The organism is Bradyrhizobium sp. CCBAU 051011 (genome assembly GCF_009930815.1).
Classification (GTDB): domain Bacteria; phylum Pseudomonadota; class Alphaproteobacteria; order Rhizobiales; family Xanthobacteraceae; genus Bradyrhizobium.
Map to the genome: position 1 here is coordinate 3904986 of NZ_CP022222.1, position 21046 is coordinate 3926031.

General features: G+C 63.3%; 13 protein-coding genes. 3 read left to right on the forward strand and 10 right to left on the reverse strand.

The genetic code is table 11. The features are described 5' to 3' along the window. Positions 1 to 92: 92 nt before the first annotated feature. A complete protein-coding gene (locus ACH79_RS18405; RefSeq protein ID WP_065752791.1) occupies positions 93 to 257 on the reverse strand; it encodes a DUF3309 family protein in 165 nt (54 codons plus the stop codon). 163 nt (positions 258 to 420) lie between these two features. Between ACH79_RS18405 and ACH79_RS18410 the strand changes: the two genes are divergently transcribed. Further along, positions 421 to 732 (forward strand): polyhydroxyalkanoic acid system family protein, encoded by a 312-nt coding sequence (locus tag ACH79_RS18410; protein WP_057856700.1) that lies wholly within the window; start codon positions 421 to 423, stop codon positions 730 to 732. 4 nt (positions 733 to 736) lie between these two features. On the opposite strand, the gene treY is transcribed toward ACH79_RS18410, so the two are convergent. The 5 genes from treY to treS are packed head-to-tail and all read right to left on the reverse strand — an operon-like array spanning position 737 to position 12786. Next, entirely contained in the window at positions 737 to 3526 is a 2790-nt protein-coding gene (gene treY, locus ACH79_RS18415; RefSeq protein WP_161852260.1) for a malto-oligosyltrehalose synthase, read from the reverse strand. Positions 3527 to 3530: 4 nt separating this feature from the next. Continuing rightward, positions 3531 to 5288: a malto-oligosyltrehalose trehalohydrolase gene (treZ, locus tag ACH79_RS18420; RefSeq protein ID WP_161852261.1), complete on the reverse strand. Its 1758-nt coding sequence runs from the start codon at positions 5286 to 5288 to the stop codon at positions 3531 to 3533. Continuing rightward, positions 5285 to 7360 (reverse strand): glycogen debranching protein GlgX, encoded by a 2076-nt coding sequence (gene glgX / locus ACH79_RS18425; RefSeq protein ID WP_161852262.1) that lies wholly within the window; start codon positions 7358 to 7360, stop codon positions 5285 to 5287. The genes treZ and glgX overlap by 4 nt, the downstream gene beginning before the upstream one ends. Positions 7361 to 7363: 3 nt before the next feature. Next, the gene (gene glgB / locus ACH79_RS18430) at positions 7364 to 9511 is read right to left on the reverse strand and encodes a 1,4-alpha-glucan branching protein GlgB (protein ID WP_161852263.1); all 2148 of its coding nucleotides are present in this window, start codon (positions 9509 to 9511) and stop codon (positions 7364 to 7366) included. Continuing rightward, positions 9508 to 12786: a maltose alpha-D-glucosyltransferase gene (gene treS / locus ACH79_RS18435; protein ID WP_161856432.1), complete on the reverse strand. Its 3279-nt coding sequence runs from the start codon at positions 12784 to 12786 to the stop codon at positions 9508 to 9510. The genes glgB and treS overlap by 4 nt, the downstream gene beginning before the upstream one ends. 315 nt (positions 12787 to 13101) lie before the next feature. On the opposite strand from treS, the gene malQ reads away from it, so the two are divergent. Together malQ and ACH79_RS18445 are read left to right on the forward strand one after the other, a co-directional pair. After that, the gene (gene malQ, locus ACH79_RS18440) at positions 13102 to 15048 is read left to right on the forward strand and encodes a 4-alpha-glucanotransferase (RefSeq protein ID WP_161852264.1); all 1947 of its coding nucleotides are present in this window, start codon (positions 13102 to 13104) and stop codon (positions 15046 to 15048) included. A 78-nt stretch (positions 15049 to 15126) separates the two neighbouring features. Further along, a complete protein-coding gene (locus tag ACH79_RS18445; protein WP_161852265.1) occupies positions 15127 to 16926 on the forward strand; it encodes a glycoside hydrolase family 15 protein in 1800 nt (599 codons plus the stop codon). 534 nt (positions 16927 to 17460) lie between these two features. Here the strand turns inward: ACH79_RS18445 and ACH79_RS18450 are convergent. Genes ACH79_RS18450 through zwf form a run of 4 tightly spaced genes read right to left on the reverse strand, consistent with a single transcriptional unit; the run spans position 17461 to position 21043 of the window. Then, positions 17461 to 18264 carry a Cof-type HAD-IIB family hydrolase gene (locus ACH79_RS18450; protein WP_161852266.1) on the reverse strand — a complete coding sequence of 268 codons (804 nt, stop codon included), beginning with the start codon at positions 18262 to 18264 and terminating at the stop codon, positions 17461 to 17463. Further along, positions 18261 to 18749, reverse strand: coding sequence for a gluconokinase (locus ACH79_RS18455; RefSeq protein WP_161856433.1), 489 nt, complete (start codon positions 18747 to 18749; stop codon positions 18261 to 18263). The genes ACH79_RS18450 and ACH79_RS18455 overlap by 4 nt, the downstream gene beginning before the upstream one ends. Before the next feature lie 29 nt (positions 18750 to 18778). Beyond that, positions 18779 to 19528, reverse strand: coding sequence for a 6-phosphogluconolactonase (pgl, locus tag ACH79_RS18460; RefSeq protein WP_161852267.1), 750 nt, complete (start codon positions 19526 to 19528; stop codon positions 18779 to 18781). A 3-nt stretch (positions 19529 to 19531) separates the two neighbouring features. Beyond that, on the reverse strand, positions 19532 to 21043 hold the full coding sequence (gene zwf / locus ACH79_RS18465) for a glucose-6-phosphate dehydrogenase (protein WP_161852268.1): 1512 nt from the start codon (positions 21041 to 21043) through the stop codon (positions 19532 to 19534). Positions 21044 to 21046 lie beyond the last annotated feature (3 nt).

Genomic DNA, 21046 nt, shown 5'->3' on the forward strand with positions numbered 1-21046 from the left:
AAAGCGAAGCGTGCCCACCATTGTCAGTGCAACGAAAAAGGTGGGCACGGCGCTTTCGCGCCTTTGCCCACCCTACAATTTTGCCCTTCCGCTTACAGCTTCCCAAGCAACAAAAGGATCAACAGGATCACGATCACGAGGCCCAATCCGCCGCCGCCGTAATATCCGGTGCCATAGAACGGACCGCCGCCGATGCCGCTGAATCCGCCGAGCAGGGCGATGATGAGAATGATCAGGATGATGGTGCCGATAGACATAAGTCTCTCCTCAGCCCAACCGGGCGTTCTGCATGTTCTGCCCTTCATGCGGAACAACAACCGGGAGTCATCTAAGTTCCGCTTTGCGCGGTGATAATGCGCGCGGCTCTTCCATTCGAAGCGTGTGTAGTTACATGCAGTTAGATGAGAGAGGGATTTTGCGATGACCAAGCCGCTCGTGGTTTCCATCCCGCATAGTCTGGGACGCGAAGAGGCGATGCGCCGTCTCAAGACGGGGCTATCGCGCGCCGCGTCCAGCGTGCCGATGCTGAGCGTCGATGAGGAGCGTTGGGAAGACAACCGCATGATTTTTCGCGTGCGCGCCCTCGGGCAGGGCGCGGCGGGTCATGTCGATGTCGCCGATGATCATGTGCAGGTGGAAGTGGTGCTGCCATGGCTCCTGCAACGCTTTGCCGAGGCCGCACAGGCCGCCATCCGCAGCCGGGGCCAGTTGTTGCTGACCAAGAAAAACTGACGCACTAGCCGCGGCGGGGCCGTGGGGACGGCTTCGCGGCGCCGGTAAACCTGGCTTTCAACACGGCGACGGGCAGATGCGTCAGCAGGTCTGACAGACGCAATTGCGCAGCATCGGCATCGGCAAAACCTTCCACCGCATAGCCGCCGACATCAAGCGCGGCGTCGTAATTCTCCGGTCCCGGCCAATGTCTGCCGCCGTCGGTAAACGGCGCAAACCATCGAGTCGCGACGGTAATCGCGGCTTCGCGGCCTCGCCGCCGGGCGAAAGCAACAAAATGGTCGCGATGCGGCCCGCCCACTTCCAAGGGCTCGTACTCACCGTCCGTGAATACGTCGGCGAGTTCAGTCCGCAACGTGAGCAGATGCCGTGTCCAAGCCAGCTTCAGGTGCCCGTTCGGCCAACTCTGCGTCAGCCGATCCCAATCCCATTTCTCCAGTGCGCCGAGCCGGCCTGCGCGTTCGGCAAAGTCGACCGGCCGCCGGTTGTCGGGATCGACCAGTGAAAAATCCCATAGCTCGGTGCCCTGATAGAAGTCCGGTACGCCCGGCATCGCAGCTTTCAGCGTGATCTGGCTGAGCGAATTCAGCGCACCCAGCAGCGACAATCGCCGTGCAAGCGATTGAAGGGAGCTCAGAAACTCGTCCGAAAGCGATGGATCGAGAATTTTTGCGATGAAGCCTTTTAAGCCGTCCTCATAGGCAGCGTGAGGATTGAGCCAGCTCGTTTCCTGCTTACCCTCGCGCGCCGCTTTCAGCGCATATTCCTGCATCCGCTCCGGAAAGGAGGTGTCGTCCGGCTGCCACGCCCCCAGCAATGCCTGATAGAGCATGTATTCTGACGTCGCCGACGGCGCGCGCAACTCGCCGTCGACCAGAAGATGCGGCGCGTTGAGCAGCTTCCATCGCGCCACCGTGCTGGTCCATTCGCCGGGGATTTCGGCCAGCGCCATGATCCGCGCCCGCGCATCCTCGCCGCGCTTGGTGTCATGCGTCGCGGTCGCCGTCATCCCGTGCGGCCACTCCCTGGCGCGGGTCCGCATCATGTCGTGAAATTCGTCGGCCGAAAGCGCCTTTGCCGCTGGGTCGCCACCGACCTCATTGAGGGCCAGCAGGCGGTGGTAGCGATAGAACGTCGTGTCCTCCAGCGACTTCGCCATCATCGGGCCGGTGAACTGCTGCACCTTCAATGCGAAGCGCCTGACGCGCGGTGCGCTGTGGTGCGCCCGTTCGGGGTTGATCAGATCCATCGTCAGGGTGTCGCGGAGAAAGTCGAAGATGCCGTCGTCGGCGGCAAACCAGTCGGCGCGCGCCCGTTCGATCGCGCCTGATATCAACTGGCGATCATGGGCGGATGGGCCCGACGGCGCCAGATAGGTACGATAGACCGGAAAGTGCAGCACGTAGAGTTCGAGCGCCTGCCGCAGGCTGTCAGCGGAGTAGTCGCGGGTGGAGTAATGTCCGCTGGCAATCCGCGCCAACAGCCGCGTCAGCACCGTGAACTCGCTGGTCAGCAGCGTTTCCAATACCCGGCGTTTTGCTTCCCGCAGGATCGGTTCGAGTTTTGGCGACTGGTTGCTGATCTGCCGCCAGATCTCGTCAAGCGGCTCCAGGCCGCTTCCGTCGATCAGCACCTGGGTGATCGTGTTCATCCATTCATAGCCGGTGGTGCCGTGAACCCCGGAGAAGGACGGCAGCTTCTCATGCTCGCCGAGAATCTTCTCGATCACCACGTAGAACGGCCGGGTCTGCCCGCCATGGGCCTCGCGAACCAGCCGGCGCAGGCGCTGAAAATACTGCACGGGGTCACGCAGGCCGTCGATATGGTCGAGGCGGAGCCCCTGCAGCTTTCCCTCGGCAATCAATCGTTTGACCAGGCGATGGATCGCCTCGAACGTGCCGGGGTCCTCGACGCGCAGGCCAGCCAGCGTATTGATGTCGAAGAAGCGCCGGTAATTGATGTCGCTGGAAGCGAGCCGCCAGTGGCCGAGCTTGTAGTGCTGGCGTTCGAGCAGATGATGCAGCGCCTGCGTCGCGGCGCCGCGATCGGGGCCGGCGCGATAGGCCGAAAGCCCGCGTGCGATGATCTCGGCGGCTCCCGCAATGCCCTTCAGTTCGGCCTTGAAGCCAGGCGCTTCCTTGCGGTTGGGACGCCGCGGCCCCTGGTAGCGGAGGGCCAGTGCAAGCATGGCCTTGCCGGACGCGCTTTCTTCCGCATCCGCTTCCTTGAGGATCATCCGCAGGATTTCGCCGTAACGTTCCGGCGCAATCGGCAGCCGGTGCTCGAAATACCAGGCCGAGAAACTGCCTTCGCCAGCGTCGTAGCGCAGCTCGATCTCGCCGCTTTCCAACGCTTGGCCATACGACGAGCCGATGATCGGCAGCAGCACGCCGCCGCGGGCGCGGTAAGGCAACTGCTCCCAGTCGATGTCGAAGGATACGGCGTGTGGTGAGGCGGGACCCCACTCCAGCACGTCGAGCCACCAGGGATTGTCGTCAAAATGCACGCCGACATGGTTGGGCACGAAGTCGAGGATCAGCCCGAGATCGTGTTGCTGCAGCACCGCGCTCAGCCGTTCGAAGCCGGCTTCGCCGCCGAGTTCGGGATTGAAGCGGGCGTGGTCGGTGACGTCGTAGCCATGCGTGCTGCCCTTGCGGGCGCGCATGAAGGGCGAGGCATAGAAATGGGTGATGCCAAGCGCCTTCAGGTAAGGCACCAGGGAAGCAGCCGCGTCGAAATCGAAATCCGCCGACAATTGCAGGCGGTAGGTCGCGATCGGGATCGCCGGAGGCATTGTCCTATCCGATGCGCCAGAGCACCGTCCATGCCGGGACGCTGTCGCCCAACTCGCTGCCCCAGATCAGGGTTCCCCTGGTCTCAGCGGACGCATGGCTGATGGTCTGGTCCGACAGGTTGGCGGCAAGGCGAAGCGCCGTGCCGTCGCCCATGCGCCACTCGGCCGTCAGTAGCCCGTTGCCTGCCGCCTCAGCCTTCCCGAAGGCCGCGCCGGCCAGACGCGGCACGATCTCCTGCCGCCGAATCCGCAACAGTTCTCGCACCATGGTCAAGCGTTTCCGCCCGGCCGGCGCGTTGCGGCCGTCCCAGTCGAGGACGGCGGAATCGCGGGTCGATGCGGCAAGCGCGTCGGGGACTTCGTCGCCATATTCCGCGTAGGCCCACACCAATTCGACGCGGCGGCCCTTCCGGACCGCGTCGGCGAGCTCGCCGCCGAAATCACAGAAGAACGGGAAGGGGACCGTTGAGCCCCACTCCTCGCCCATGAACAGCATGGGAATGTGAGGTGCGATCAGCAGCACCGAAAGCGCCGCTTCGATCATCCGCGGGTCCGCGTTGCCTTCGAGCCGGTCGCCGAGTGCCCGATTGCCGATCTGGTCGTGGTTCTGCACGAAGTTGATGAAGGCCGTCGGCGCCAGATGGCCGCTCGGCTCGCCGCGCTTGCCGCGCCGGAACGCCGACATCTCTCCCTGATAGACGAAACCGGACGACAGCGCACGGGCGATGTCCGTCCTCGGCGAGCGCTGATAGTCGGCGTAATAGCCCTGTTTCTCGCCGGTCATCAGCACGCGCCAGGCGTGGTGATAATCGTCGTTCCACTGCGCGCGATACTTTCCGCGCGGCGGATCTTCCGAAGCATCCAGGATGCTGGCGCGGTTGTCGCCGTTCTCCAGCACGAGATGAATGTGCCGGCCGGTTTCCGCAGCGAGTTTGCCGGCGGCGGCGCTGATATCATGCAGCAGCGACAACCCGCCGGGCTCGACGATGGAATTGACGGCATCGAGCCGCAGCCCGTCGAAGCGATAGTCGCGCAGCCAGTGCAGTGCATTCTCGATCGCAAAGGCGCGTACGGGCGCCACGCGATAATCGATCGCGCTGCCCCACGGCGTGTGCGCGTCCGTGAAGAAGGAAGGGGCATAGCGGCCGAGATAATTTCCTTCGGGGCCGAAATGGTTGTAGACGACGTCGAGCATCACCATCAGCCCGCGCTGATGCGCAGCGTCGATCAGTGCCTTGAGATCTTCGGGCCGCCCATAGGCGCTGTCGGGCGCATACCACAACACGCCGTCATAGCCCCAGTTGCGAGACCCGGCGAAATCCGCCAGCGGCATCAATTCCAGCGCGGTGATGCCGGTCTCGACGAGATGATCGAGCCGGTCGATCATCGCGCGATAGCTGCCTTCTTTGGTGAAGGTCCCGACATGGGCCTCGACGATGACAGCCTCCTGCCACGGCCGCCCGTGCCAGTTCGCAGCTCGCCACGGATAGGCCGCATGATCGATGACTTCGCTCGGGCCAAAGACGTCATCCGGTTGAAACTCAGATGCCGGATCCGGCACGTCAATCTCGTCATCGATGCGGAATTTGTAGCGCGCGCCGGCCTTGACGCCGGCAATGTCGGCGGTGAACCAGCCGTCCTCGCCACGCCGCATCAAGTGAGGTTGCTCGAGCATCACCTCGACGCGTTTCGCCGCCGGCGCCCACAGCCGAAACCGCGTGCCGTAATTTGTCAGAAACGGGCCGAACTGCCGGTCATTCATGCCGCGCCTGCAAAGGCAAGCACCGACCGCGGCGGCGCGTTGGTTTCAGTGCCGGAAGCGAATTCGGCAAAACTCTGGACGGTTTCGGTCGTGTTCAGCACCTGCTGCCAGTTTTTGGTTTCGGACATCTGCGGAAATTTGAAAGCGATCTCTTCGGGCGCGGCGTTCAGCACGATAAAGATCGGCGCCTGGCCTTGTTCCAAGGGCCCCAGCACGTAGGCGAGGAATCGTCCTTCCGGAAAATTCCAGTCGGATTCCTGCATTTCCTCGGCCGCCGGTGTCAGCCACAGCACGCCGTAGGAGCCATCTTTGCGCCGCCCGGAAAGCCAGCGCTGGTAGCGCAGTTGCGGGAAGCGCCGGCGCAACGCCGTCATATGACCGACGAAATCGGTGAGGTCGTCGCCCGGCTTGCCGAGATTGTCCCAATTGACCCAGCCGATCTCATTGTCCTGGCAATAGGCGTTGTTGTTGCCGTTCTGCGAATTGCCGACTTCGTCGCCGGCCAGCAGCAAGGGCGTCCCTTGCGCGAGGAACAGGCAGGCGAGCTGGTTCTTGCGGAGCTGCCGGCGCAGCGCCGTTATCGCGACGTCGGTGGTCGGGCCCTCATAGCCGCAATTGTTGCTGTTGTTGTCGTTGGAGCCGTCGCGATTGTCCTCGCCGTTGGCTTCGTTGTGCTTCTCGTTGTAGCTGAACAGGTCCGCCAGCGTGAAACCGTCGTGGACGGTGATGTGATTGATGCTGGCGCGCGTCGCGCGGTTGTCGTGATGAAACAGGTCGGACGAGGCGGTCATGCGGCGCGATATTTCGCCGATCAGGCTGCCTTCGCCGCTCCAGTAACGCCGCATCGCGCCGCGATAGCGATCGTTCCATTCCGACCATTGTGAGGGAAACGCGCCGACCTGATAGCCGCCGAGGCCAAGATCCCACGGTTCGGCGACGAGCTTGACGGTGGCCAGCACCGGGTCCTGCCGCACGGCCGTGAGGAAGCCGGAATTGCGATCAAAGCCGTTCGGCCCGCGCGCCAGCGTGGTGGCGAGATCGAAGCGGAAGCCATCGACGTGGCAGACCTCGACCCAATAGCGCAGCGAATCCATCACCATCTGCAGCACGCGCGGATGGGTGAGGTTGACCGAGCTGCCGCAGCCGGTGAAATCGTCGTAGTAGCGCGGATGCTCTTTATTGAGCCAGTAATAGGACGCGTTGTCGATGCCGCGGAAGCACAGCGTTGGGCCGAGATGATTGCCCTCGGCGGTGTGATTGTAGACCACGTCGAGCATCACCTCGATGCCGGCGTCGTGCAGCCGCGCCACCGTGGTGCGGAACGCGTCGAGTGCGTTGTCCTGCGCATAGCGCGGCTCCGGCGCGAAGAACGCCAGCGTGTTGTAGCCCCAGTAATTCGCCAGCTTCCGTTCCACCAGCACCCGGTCGTCGATCAGTCCGTGGATCGGCAACAGTTCGATGGTGGTGACGCCGAGCCGCTTGAGATGGTCGATCATCGCCGGCGAGCACAGTCCGCCATAGGTACCGCGCCAGGCCGGCGCCACGTCGTCGCGCTTTTGCGTCAGGCCCTTGACGTGGGCCTCGTAGATGATGGTGTCTTCCCAGGCGATGTTCGGCCTTATCTCGCGGCGGCCCCAGTTGAAGGTCTCGTCGACCACGACTGCCTTAGGCATGCCGCGCGCATTGTCACGGCGGTCGAAGGAAAGATCCTCGCGCGCGCTCCCCGTGCGATAGCCGAAATGCGCGTCGCTCCACACCAGGCGGCCGGCGAGCCGCTTGGCATAGGGATCGAGCAAGAGCTTGTTGGCATTGAAGCGATGCCCGCGCTCGGGCGCGTAAGCGCCGTGGACGCGATAGCCGTAGAGCTGCCCGGGCGAGACGTCGTTGAGATAGCCGTGCCAGACGTCCTCGTTGCGCTCGGGCAGTTCGATCCGCTCGAGTTCGCGGCGGCCCTGGGCGTCGAACAGGCAAAGCTCGACCTTCTCGGCATTGGCCGAGAACAACGCAAAGTTGGTGCCCCTTCCGTCCCAGCTTGCACCTAAGCGGGCGGGGCTTCCCGCGGACAATCGCATGCGTCAGCTTTCCGGTACGAGAAATATCGCAGCCAGTGGCGGAATGGTGAGGCTGAGCTCGGGAATGCTGCCATCCAGGGTGTGGACTTCGCCGACATTGCCGACATTGCTGCCGCCATAATGCGCGGCGTCGGAATTGAGCACTTCCTTCCACTTGCCGGCGAACGGCACCCGGACGCGGTAATTCTGATAGACGTTCGGCGAGAAGTTGACGACCACCAGACAGCGTGCACGCGCGTCGAAACCCTTGCGCAGCCAGGCAAAGACGTTGTTGCCGGAATCATGGGTGATGACCCATTCGAATCCCGCCTGGTTGCAGTCCATCTCGTGCAGCGCCGGCACGGCGCGATAGAGCCGGTTGAGATCGCGGATCAGGTTCTGGATGCCGGCGTGCCGATGTTGCCCCAACAGGTGCCAGTCCAGCGATTGATCGTGGTTCCACTCGCGCTCCTGGCCGAACTCGCAGCCCATGAACAGGAGCTTCTTGCCGGGATGGCCGAACATGAAGCTGTAATAGGCACGCAAATTGGCAAACCGCTGCCACTGGTCGCCCGGCATGCGGCCGAGGATCGAGCGTTTGCCGTGCACGACTTCGTCATGCGACAGCGGCAGAATGAAATTCTCGGAAAACGCATAATGCAGGCCGAACAGCACGTCGCCGTGATGGTGCTTCCGGTACACCGGATCCTTGCCGATATATTTCAGCGTGTCGTGCATCCAGCCCATGTTCCACTTGAAGCCGAAGCCGAGCCCGCCATATTCGACCGGCTGCGAGACCTGGGGCCATGCGGTGGATTCCTCTGCAGCCGTGGTGGCTTCCGGAAAATGCCCGAACAGTTCGATGTTGAAGCGACGCAGGAATTCGATGGCTTCGAGGTTTTCCCGGCCGCCATGCCGGTTCGGAATCCACTCGCCGGCGGGGCGGCTGTAATCGAGGTAAAGCATCGAGGCGACGGCATCGACGCGCAGGCCGTCGACGCCGTAGCGATCGAGCCAGAACAGCGCGTTGGAAACCAGGAAGTTGACCACTTCGGTGCGGCCGTAATTGTAAATCAGCGTGCCCCAGTCGAGGTGGCGGCCCTGCATCGGATTGGCATGCTCGTAGAGCGCGGTACCATCGAAATAGCCGAGCCCATGCGGATCGTCGGGAAAATGTCCGGGCACCCAATCGAGCCATACGCCCAGCCCCTCGCGATGGCAGGCATCGACGAGGGCGGAAAAATCTTCCGGCGTGCCGAACCGGCTGGTCGGCGCGTACAGGCCGGTCGGCTGGTAGCCCCATGAGCCGTCGAACGGATGTTCGCTGACGGGCAGGAACTCGATATGGGTAAAGCCCATATCCTTCGCATAGGCTGGAAGCTGTTCGGCGAGATCGCGATAGCTCAGCCATTCGTTGCCGTTCTTGCGCCGCCACGAGCCGAGATGCACCTCGTAGATCGAGATCGGCGCCTCCAGTGCGTTGATGCCCGATGGCGCGGAGCGTGGATGCGGAATTTTGCTTTCGTCGACGACGATCGAGGCCGTCGACGGCCGGATCTCTGCCGCAAACGCCACCGGATCGGATTTCAGCGGCAGGCGCCGCCCGTCCGAGTCTGTGATGTCGAACTTGTAGCGGTCGCCGGCGCGGGCATGGGGCACGAACAATTCCCAATAGCCGACGCCGCGCACCCGCATCGGATGCCGCCGGTTATTCCAGAAATTGAAATCGCCGACCACGCTGACGCCCTTGGCGTTCGGCGCCAGCACCACGAAGGCGACGCCCTCGACGCCATCCAGCCGCATCGGATGTGCGCCGAGCTTGTCGTAGATCCGCCGGTGGGTGCCTTCGCCCAGCAGGTAGAGATCGAAGTCGCTGAGCACGGGCGGGAAGCGGTAGGGATCGTCGAGATCGACGACGTTTTCGCCGAAGCGGGCGCGGAGCTGGTAACGCTTCGACCCGTTCGGCAGCGCGCCCGCGAACAGTCCGGCATCGTGAATTCGTTGCAGCGGCGCGGTCTCGCCGTGCTCGCCGATCGCCTCCACATTGGAAGCTTCGGGCAGGAACGCGCGCACCACGCTGCGGCCGCCCTCGCTGTGCAGACCTAGATAGCGGAACGGATCGGAATGCTTGCCTTCGATGATCGCATAAGCCTCGGCGGATAGCTTGGTCATGCGGCCTCGAATGGTGGTTGCGACAACGTTCGGATGATTCCGGTCAGGGGCATGCGTAGCCAGTCCGGTCGATACAACAACTCGTGTTCGATTTCGTTCAAAGCCTTCTCGAGCAGGAAGAAGTTCAATATGGCCTCGGCAGTTCTTGAATCGTTCGGCCACAACCGTTGATCGGTCATGGCCTCGCTGTAGGCGGCGAAAAATGCGACGGTTGCCCGGTCGCGCCACTCGCCAAGCGCCGCACCGAGCTTGCCATGCTCATCGTGGGCTACTTTGAGCGCGCGCTCAAGGGCGGCCGTTGCCGAATAATCGATCGAGCGGATCAGGCTGGCGACATCGCGCGCCGCGGGCACCTTGCGCCGCCGTTCGGCAATCGTGCGCCGCGGCGTGCCTTCGAAGTCGACGATGAAGATGTCGTCCTTGACGATCAGCAACTGGCTGAGATTGAGGTCGCCATGGCAGCGGATGTTGGCGGCGTCGAACTCGCGCGGCAGCATCGTTTCAAGGCGATCGCGCAGGGCCGGCTGCAACGCCAGCACCTGGTCGGCCAGCGCCCGGTCGGCGGCGTCCTTCAGCGTTTCGCGCCGCTGCCTGAGCAGATCGAAGACGCGTCCGGCGCAGAGCGCCAAATCGTCGATCCAGCGCTGCACGTCGTCGCGGCCGGTCGGCTCCGGCGCGAATTCGGCCAGCTCGCTATTGCTGGCGAGCGCGACATGCAGCTCGGCGACGCGCCGTCCGGCCTGCGCGATGTAACGCAGATAGGGGATTTCTTCCTCGCGCTCGCCGGGGTGGATGCTTTCCGTCAGCAGCCGCTGCTCCTCGACGAACCGATCGAGATAGGCGGCACTCACGGTCCAGAGGTCGCCCTGATTGGCAACGAAGGCGTGAACGACGCCGACCGCGCTCTTCTCGTTGCCCTCAACCAATTCGGCGCTGCCGAGCAGCACGGGCGTGTTGGCAAAATGGGCGACGTCGGTGAGGAAGCGCCCCATCTCGATCTCGGGATTGGGGCCGGCCTGAAGCGTCCGGTAGATCTTGACGACGTAATCGTTGTCTACCAGCGCGGTGCTGCGAGGAAGATCGGACTCGACCATGCGGATGTGCTCGGGCTGCCGGATCGGCTTGTCGCCGAAGCGGCCGGTCGGACGGAATTCGAGTTGCAGGCCCTGTTCGCTCTCGTCGACCGTCAGCGATTGCTGCAGGTTGCGCAAGAACAGCGAGATGAAGATCTGGTCGGTGGCGACGTCGAGCAAGGTACCCTCGCGGGCGCCTTGCCGGACGGCGGCCAGCGCATGCGGATTGTAGCGCTCGCGGTCGAAGCGTACCCATTCGATCTGCATCGGCAGCACGTAGCGCGTCGTGATGCCGCGCTCCGTGGTCTCGAAGAAGGCGAGCCACGGCCGGTTGTCACCGATGTCGCAGAACGGTATAGCCGACGTCAGCGCCGGACGGATCGCTTTCTCCGACCGTTCCGGGTACCAGCGGCTGCGCGCCAGATGTCCCGGGAGCACGTCGCGCTCGAACACGCCGCGTTCGCGCGCCAGCGACACCCAGGTCGCGTTCAATGGCACCACCAGCGTTTCGAACTCGGGCACTGCGCGCTGCGGCACCGGCGCCGATTTGTCGCGCTCCTGCAGTTCGAACCAGTAGAAGCCGTAAGGCGCGAGCGTGATCATGTAGGGCAGCTCGCCGATCGCCGGGAAGCGCGTGCGGCCGAGCATTTCCAGCGGGATGCGGTCCTTGAAGGCGGAAAGGTCGAGTTCGGTCGCTTGCGCCGACCGCGACAGGTTGGCGACGCAGAGAATGACCTGGTCCTGATACTGGCGCACATAGCACAGCACCGCGCGGTTCTCCGGGCGAATGAAGGTCATGGTGCCTCGGCCGAAGGCCAGCGTCGACTTGCGGACCGCGATCAGCCGCTTGGTGGCGGAGAGCAGCGAGGAGAGGCTGCGCGACTGCGCCTCGACATTGACCGATTCATAGCCATAGACCGGGTCCATGATGGTCGGCGCGTAGAGCCGCGCGGGGTCGGCGCGGGAGAAACCGCCATTGCGGTCCGGCGTCCATTGCATCGGCGTGCGGACGCCGTTGCGGTCGCCGAGATAGATGTTGTCGCCCATGCCGATCTCGTCGCCGTAATAAATGATCGGCGTGCCCGGGAAGGAGAACAACAGCGAGTTCATCAGCTCGATCTTGCGCCGGTCATTGTCCATCAGCGGCGCCAGCCGCCGGCGGATGCCGACATTGATGCGGGCGCGAGGATCGTTGGCGTAGGTCGACCACAGGTAATCGCGCTCGACGTCGGTGACCATCTCCAGCGTCAGCTCGTCATGGTTGCGCAGGAACAGCGCCCATTGGCAGTTGCCTGGAATATCCGGCGTCTGGCGCAGGATGTCGGTGATCGGGAAACGGTCTTCCTGCGCGATCGCCATGTAGATGCGCGGCATCAGCGGGAAGTGATAGGCCATGTGGCATTCGTCGCCGCGGCCGAAATATTCCTGCACGTCCTCCGGCCATTGGTTGGCCTCGGCCAGCAGCACCTTGCCTTTTGCATAGGCATCGAGTTCACCGCGCAGCCGCTTGATGATGGTATGCGTCTCCGGGAGGTTCTCGTTGTTGGTGCCGTCGCGCTCGCAGAGATAGGGAATGGCGTCGAGACGGAAACCGTCGACGCCGGTATCGAGCCAGCGTTTCATCACCTGCACCAGCGCGCTGACCACGCGCGGATTGTCGAAATTGAGATCCGGTTGGTGCGAGAAGAAGCGGTGCCAGTAGAACTGGCCGGCTTCCGGGTCCCAGGTCCAGTTCGATTTCTCGGTATCGGTGAAGATGATCCGGGTGCCCAGATATTTCTGGTCGGTATCGCTCCAGACATACCAGTTGCGGGCGCTAGAATTCGGGTCCGAGCGGCGGGCGCGCTTGAACCAGTCGTGCTGATCGGAGGTGTGATTGATGACGAGCTCGGTGATGACCCGCAGCCCGCGCTTCTTGGCTTCCTGGATGAAGCGCTTGAAATCCTTCATCGTCCCAAAATCGGGATTGATGTCGCCGTAGTCGGCGATGTCGTAGCCGTCGTCACGGCCGGGCGAGGGGTAGAACGGCAGCAGCCACAGCGTGGTGACGCCAAGATCCTGCAGGTATCCCAACTTCTCGGTCAGCCCGGCAAAGTCGCCAATACCGTCATTGTTGCTGTCGGCGAAGGCCTTGACGTGGAGCTGGTAGATGATCGCATCCTTGTACCAGAGCTCGTCGGCCACGGTGTCGGCGGCTGGCATCTCCTTTGCTTCGAGCAACAGGTTGCCGTCCTTATCCAGCGGATAGGCGCCATCGATAGGGAGGGAGACGCCGGAATGAGAGCTTTCGGCGGTTTGCGCTTTTTTGTTCACGGTGATGCCATTGCCATGGAAATGACGTCCCCGTTTCGTTTTCAGAAAGGGAGACGTTCCGGACGTAGATAGAAAGCCGCTCGGCTTGCTTTGGTTCCAGCGGAACCGTTGCTGGGCCCGAGCGTTACCCACGGTCTATCTCCTTCCTGTAATTGGACAATTTCGCGACATCGGTTTGATGTTTGCGTGCAAAGTACGTGCCGAATGGATCTTTTTGCTCAAGCCAAAGCCCTGGGGATTCAGACCGAGTTCCTGGACGGTCAGGGTCACCGCCGTGTGACGGACGCCGCTGCGCTCAAAATAATCCTGGATGCCCTGCCACCGCAGGCGCCGGGACCACTGGTCGGTCACCCCGTGGTGGTGCGGTCCGGGCGACCGTCGCGAACCGAACTCCCGAAAGCCAAGCTCCCGGTGGAGTGGAAAATCGTTGCGGATTCGGGAGTTATCGCCAAAGGCGAGAGCTCGGATCACGCCATCGACTGGCCCAAGGACCTGCCGCTCGGTATCTACCGGCTGCAGGTGAAGGATGCCGCGACGACCGAGGACGTGCCGCTGATTTCGGCGCCGGAACGGGCGTTTGGCGGTGAGTTCGACCGCTGCTGGCTGCTCGCGGTGCAGCTTTATAGCGTCCGCTCGGCGCGCAACTGGGGCATGGGCGACTTCACCGACCTCGCCAGCCTGATCGAGCTTGCCGATCATCTCGGCGCCGATGGCGTCGGCCTCAATCCGTTGCACGCTTTGTTCGACGATCGTCCCGGCGATTGCAGCCCGTATTCGCCGAACAGCCGGCTGTTTCTCAATGCGCTTTATATCGATGTTGAAAAGCTTCCCGAATTTCAGCCCGATTCCGAAATCCGCGATGCGCTGGCGCCGTTGCGGGCAGGCGATGTCGTCGATTACGTCGGCGTCGCCGGGTTGAAGTGGCGCGCGCTTCGCGCCGCCTTCGCTGCCTTCAAGGCCAACGCCAAGCCAGGGCGCCGACAGGATTTTGACAAATTCCGCGCCGAGCGCGGCACGTTGCTGTCGCATTTTGCCTGCTTCGAGGTGCTCCGGCGCAAATTCGGCAAGCCGTGGTGGGAATGGCCGGAAGAATGGCGGCAGCCTGACGATGCCAGATGCGCCGCGTTGCGCCAGGGCGCGGACGCCGGTGAAATCGAATTCGTCGAGTTCGTGCAATGGACCGCGGACCGGCAACTTGGCGCCGCCAACGATCTGGCCAAAAAGCTCGGCATGAAGGTCGGGCTCTATCTCGACGTCGCGGTCGGCGTGCAGGCCGACGGGTTCGACGCCTGGAACGAACAGGTCGCAATATCCCGCCATCTTGGCGTCGGCGCACCGCCCGATCCGCTCAACACCGCCGGCCAGAGCTGGGGCCTTGCCGGCTTCAATGCGGTCGGGCTCGAGCAGCAGTCGTTTGCCCCGTATCGCGACATGCTGCGCGCCTCGATGCGGCATGCCGGCGCGATCCGGCTCGATCATGTTCTAGGGCTGAAACGGCTCTATCTGGTGCCGCAAGGCTTTACCGCACGCGACGGTGTCTACGTCCAGATGCCGTTCGAGGCGCTGCTCGCAGTGACCGCGCAAGAAAGCATGGCCCAGCGCTGCGTCGTGATCGGCGAAGACCTCGGCACCGTGCCGGAAGGGTTTCGCGACCAGATCGCTGATTGGGGTATCTGGTCATATCTCGTGATGATGTTCGAGCGCGACGACCACGGCTCGTTCCGCAACATCGATCATTATTTGACCAACGCGCTCGTCACCTTCAACACCCATGATCTCTCGACCTATGCCGGCTGGCGCGCGTTCGGCGACCTCAGGCTGAAGCGCTCGCTCGGGATCGATCCCGGCGAGAGCGACGAGGCGCGCTGGCACGCGCTTGCCATGCTGGATGACGTGCTGCGGCATCACGCCATCGACCGCAACGATCTTTACTCGGTTGCGAATTTCCTGGCGCGAACCAAATCACGGCTGCTCGCGGTCTCGCTGGAGGATCTGCTCGGGGTGGTCGACCAGCCCAACATTCCCGGCACCGTCAATGAGCATCCGAACTGGCGGCGGCGGCTTCCGGTGACGATCGAGGAAATGACGTCCACGGTCGACGTCGCCGCGCTGAAGGCGGCAACCCACGAGCGGTCACGCGCCGCGATCTGAAGAGATCATGCACGAGCAAGAAGGTAGAGCGGGATGATATCTGGAAGAAATGCCATCCCGCTGCGACGGTGAATCATCATGCCGTGCCCGATCGAAGATTATGGGCTGATCGGCGATTGCGAGACTGCGGCGCTGGTCGGCCGTGACGGGTCGATCGATTGGCTGTGCTGGCCGGCGTTCGATTCCGATGCCTGCTTTGCGGCTGTTCTCGGCACGCACAAGCATGGCCGCTGGCTGATCGCGCCGGCGGGGGAGGTCACCGGCACCTCGCGCCGTTACTGGGGCGACACCCTGATCCTGGAGACACGGTTCGAGACGGCTGATGGTACGGTCGACCTGATCGACTTCATGCCGCCGCGCGGCAACGCCTCCGACGTGGTGCGGCTGGTGCGCGGCGTGCGCGGGCGGGTCAGGATGCACATGCAGCTGGTGATCCGCTTCGGCTTCGGCATCGACATTCCCTGGGTCAAGAAGAGCGAGGATGGATCCGCGCTGCTCGCGATCTGCGGGCAGGATATGACGGTGTTGCGCACCCCGGTGGAAACCCGCGGCGAGGACCTGACGACGGTCGCCGATTTCGAAGTAGGCGAGGGCGACACCGTTCCCTTCGTGCTCACCTACGGCCCCTCGCATCTGCCCGTGCCCAAGCCGATCGATCCTGCCTACGCCCTGCAGGACACCGAAACGTTCTGGACCGAATGGTGCAGCCGTTGCACCTATGAGGGCGACCACCGTGATCTCGTGATGCGCTCCCTGATTACGCTCAAGGCGCAGACCTATGCGCCGACCGGCGGCATCGTCGCCGCGCCGACGACGTCGCTGCCGGAGAAGCTCGGAGGACAGCGCAACTGGGACTATCGCTTCTGCTGGCTGCGCGACGCCACCTTCACGCTGCTGGCGCTGATGAACTCGGGCTATACCGAGGAGGCTTCCGCCTGGCACCACTGGCTGTTACGCGCAGCGGCGGGTTCTCCATCCAATATGCAGATCATGTACGGCATCATGGGCCAGCGGCGCCTCTTGGAGTGGGAGGCTACATGGCTGCCCGGTTATGAGGGTGCAAAGCCCGTGCGGGTCGGCAACGCTGCGCATGCGCAGTTGCAGCTTGACGTCTACGGCGAATTGATCGACGCCTTTCACCAGTGGCGCGTGGCCAAGCTCGAAATGGACGAGACCAGTTGGGCGATGGAATGCGCTGTGCTACAGCACCTTGCCGCGCAGTGGGACAAGCCCGATCACGGTATCTGGGAGCGCCGCGGCGCGGGCAAGCATTATGTCTCGTCCAAGGTGATGACCTGGGTCGCGTTCGACCGCGGCATCAAGAGCGCCGAGACGTTCGGCTTCAAGGCGCCGCTTGTGAAGTGGCGGGTGCTGCGCGACGCCATTCATCGCGACGTCTGCACCAAGGGTTTTGATCCCGAGCTCAACGCCTTCGTCGAGTCCTACGGCTCGAAGATGCTCGATGCCTCCATCCTGTTGTTGCCGTCGGTCGGCTTTCTGCCGCCGGATGATCCCCGCGTGCGCGGCACGCTTGCCGCGGTCGAACAGCATCTGGTGCGCGACGGTTTTGTGCTGCGGCACGATCCCCGTGAAGTGGAAAAACAGCCGGCCGAAGGCGCTTTCCTTGCTTGCACGCTGTGGCTGGCGGATGCCTATGTTCTGGCAGGGCAGTTTGACAAGGCGCAGGAGCTGTTTGCCCGCGTGGTCGCGATCGCCAACGACCTCGGCCTTTTGGCCGAGGAGTACGATACCGCAGTCCGCCGCCAGACCGGCAATTTCCCGCAGGCGCTGACGCACATCGCGCTGATCAACACCGCGCATAATCTCTGCGCGGCAAAGAAGTCCACCGAGAAGCCGGCCATGCAGCGATCGAAATAGCCTTCCGTCATTGCGAGGAGCAAAGCGGCGAAGCAATCCATGTCACCGCGTGCCGGCGCTATGGATTGCTTTGCTGAGCCTGTCATCGGGCGCGCATTCGCGCGACCCGTTGGCTCGCAATGACGTGGATAGGCCGTAGGGTGGGCAAAGGCGCGCAAGCGCCGTGCCCACCATCTCACGTCTTGCTCGAAAAATGGTGGGCATGCTTCGCTTTGCCCACCCTACGAATCTGTACGGCGTGCGAGCTGAGTTACGGCAAGTCGCGCGAGCCGGCATCCGCCTGCGCCGCGGCAGGCCCGGGCTGGGGTGAACCTGCCTTCATGGGAGGAGGCGGCGCTCGGACACCGGCTCGCGCTTGCCGATCGTGCCTGCCGAGAGGACCGGATTCGCCGCCGGAAGACTTTGACAATTCCTCGATTTATCCTTCAGGCCGGCTTGATACGGCGGGAGCATAGCGTTTTCGAGCGAAAGCCCGCCCCGGCTTGATCCGGGGTGGAAGCCGGTTCGCGTGAAGAAAGCGCGTAAAAAAAATCCCTATCCGAGCCGCAGCATCGTCTCGATTGCGGCCGCAAACCCGTCGCGTTCGTTGCTGTCGGTGACATGGGTCGCGCGCTGCTTGATGCCGTCGGCCGCGTTGCCCATCGCAAACGAAACGCCGCTTCTGGCAAACATCGGCAGGTCGTTCTCCATGTCGCCGATGGTCGCTACCGCTGCGGGCGGAATGCCGAGCCGCCTGATCATAGCGTCCACGAAGGTGCCCTTGTCGTGGCCGGGTGGCGTAACGTCGAGATAGTAGGTCTGGGAACGCACCGCGGTCGCCTCTCGGCCGACGGCCTCCTTCATCGCGGCCTCGCAACGCTGCAGCAGGGCCGGATCCGAACTGGCGCCGACGATCTTGCAGGCCTCGTCAAGATACGGCGTGAAGTCGGCGACGATGGTCGGGTCGGCCTTGATGGCCCGCTTCTCGTGCGGGACGTACTCGCCGTCGGGATTGCGGGTGTACCAGCGCTCGTTGCTGAACAGCCAGATATCGACGCCGAATTCATTGAGCACGTCGAGGCTGCGCTGTGCCACGGCAGGGGCGATCAGATGCTGCTCGATCGGCTTGAGCTTGTTGTCGACGATCGAACTGCCATTGAAGGCGCCGACGGGAAGCGTGATCGTAAGCGGCTCGATCAGAAAGCCCATGCCGATGGTCGGCCGGCTGGAGACGATGGTGAAGCCGATACCGGCCGCATGCAGCTTTCGCACGGCCGCCTTGGCGCCCTCGGTCAGGATCTTGTCGTGCGTCAACAGGGTGCCGTCGACGTCGGAAACAACGAGTGCAATGCGGGTCATTGGGAAACCAGGTTCAATTGACTGACGATGCTATCGACGATTGCCTCGACCGGGGCATCGATCGATACCTTGATCGGGCGCTCGTCCACGCCCGGCGGCTCCAGCGTTCTGAACTGGCTGGCGAGCAGGCCCGATGGCATGAAATGCCCCTTGCGGGCCACAAGCCGTTCTGCGATCAGCTCCTGCGTTCCCTGGAGAAAGACGATGCGGACATCGTCGCGGCCGTGCACGAGAATGTCGCGATAGGCGCGCTTCAACGCCGAGCAGGCGATCACGGCGCACTCGCCGGCCGCTGCGAGGCGGTCGATCTCGTCGGCAATCGCGCGGAGCCACGGCCAGCGGTCTTCGTCGGTCAGCGGATGGCCGGCGCTCATCTTCGCCACGTTGGCCGGCGGATGAAACCGGTCGCCGTCCTCGTAGCGCCAGCCGAGGCGTTTGGCGAGATGATCGGCGATGGTGCTCTTGCCCGAGCCGGAAACGCCCATCACCACCAGCGCGCAAGGAGTCCTGTCGCTCAACCAAAATCCTCCGGAAGCGCGTCCCGGTCGACCAGCCAGATCGTCTCGCCGGTGGATCGCGCGCGGTTGGCAGGCAGATTCTCGCCTGCGACCAGGCGCGTCAAGATCGCGCGCTTGGCTCCGCCTGCAACCTCGAACAACATTTCGCGGCAGGAGGCAAGGGTGGGCAGCGTGAGGGTGATCCGCGGGACGAATGGTTCGACATTCGCCTTGGGGACGCCGACGACCCAGCGCGCGGTCTCGTCGAGCGCGGGATCGCCGGGAAATAGTGACGCGGTGTGGCCATCGGGGCCGGCGCCCATCAGCACGAGATCGAACAGCGGGCGTGCCGGATCGAGCGTGTCTGCGCCATAGAACGACCGCAACTCCTGTTCGTAGAGCGCGGCGCACCGGTCGGGATCGGTCGGATCGGCGGTCGCCGTCGGAATCGGATGGATGTTCGCCGCCGACGCACATCGGTCCAGCAAGGTTTTTCGCGCCATGCCCATATTGTTGAGTGGATCGTCGGCCGGCACGAAACGTTCGTCGCCGATGAACCAGTGCACGCGCTGCCACGGAATCCGGCTGCGATAGGCCTCGGTTGCGAGCAACTGATAAAGCTGCTTCGGGCTCGATCCGCCGGTCAGGCAAATCGCCACGCGGCCGCCGTTGGCCGCTATTCTCGCCAGCACTCGGTCAGCAGCGGCCGCGGCCAGGGCAGCCGGATCGGCAACCGCAATCACACGGCGATGGTCGTTCTCCGCCATCGCTCACCCGAGCTTTCGCCAGCTTCGACCGTCGCGGGTCAATAGTTCGTTCGCGTCCTCCGGACCTTCGCTGCCGGCCTTGTAGGTCCGCAAGCCTTCGGCCCCAACCTTCTTCCAGGCATCGAGGAACGGTTGCACCGCCTTCCAGCCGGCCTCGACGCTGTCGGCGCGCTGGAACAGGATATTGTCGCCGATCATGCAGTCATAGATCAGCGTTTCGTAGCCGGTGGAGGGCTCGGCCTTGAAATAGTCCTTGTAGTGAAACTTCATCTCGACGCCGTCGATCAGGATCGAGGGGCCGGGCACCTTGGTGTTGAACTGCAGCGCAATTCCCTCGTTCGGCGCAACGCCGATCACGAGGTAATTCTGCGCCAGTCGTTCTACCGGCGTGCAGTCGAACATCGCGAACGGAGCCTGCTTGAACTTGATCGCGACTTCCGTGCGCTTGACGCCGAGCGCCTTGCCGGTGCGCAAATAGAAGGGAACGCCGGCCCAGCGCCAATTGTCGATGATCAGCTTCAGCGCCACATAGGTCTCTGTCGCGCTGCCGGACGCCACATCTTCGATTCTGCGATAGTCGGCAATCTCGTTGTCTCCGATCCGGCCGGCCAGATACTGGCCGCGCACCGAATTTCGCAGCGCTTCCGCCTCGGTCTGGGCCTGGATCGCGGCCAGCACATCCGCCTTTTCGGTGCGCACCGAATGCGCGTCGAAGCGGATCGGCGGCTCCATCGCCACCAGCGACAGCAGTTGAAACAGGTGGTTCGGCACCATGTCACGCAGCGCGCCGGTCTGGTCATAGAAGCTGCCGCGATGGCCGACCCCGAGTTGTTCATTGACCGTGATCTGGACATGGTCGATGTGGTTGCGGTTCCAGATCGGCTCGAACATGCCGTTGGCAAAGCGCAGCACCAGTATGTTCTGCACCGTCTCCTTGCCGAGATAGTGATCGATCCGGTAGATCTCGTGCTCATCGACCAGCTTGAGCAATTCGCTGTTTAGCGCCTTGGCGGACGCGAGGTCGGTGCCGAACGGCTTTTCCACCACCAGGCGCCGCCATGCGCCGTTCTCGGCCAGCATGCCCGTGCGGCCAAGCTCGCGGCTGATCGGCAGGAATGCGTTGGGCGGCGTTGCCAGATAAAACAGCCGGTTGCCGCCGGTGTTTCGCGCGGCTTCGAGTTCGCCGAGCCGCTTGCTCATCGCGTCGAATGACGCTGGACGCTTTGGGTCGGCCTCGATGCAGGTGACGCATTCAAGCAGGCGCCGCGCGATCTTGTCGTCTACAGGGCGGGTCGCAAACTGGCGCAGGCCTTTCATCAGATCGTCGCGAAGGGCGTCACTCGACATCCCTTCGCGCGTGATACCGACCACGCAGAACTTGTCCGGCAATAGATCGGCTGCTGCGAGGTTATAAAGGGCAGGGACGACCAGCCGGTGCGCGAGGTCGCCGGTCACGCCGAAAATCACGAAGGAGCAGGGATCGGGTTTCTTCTGTGCTGTTTGACCGACCGCCATGAC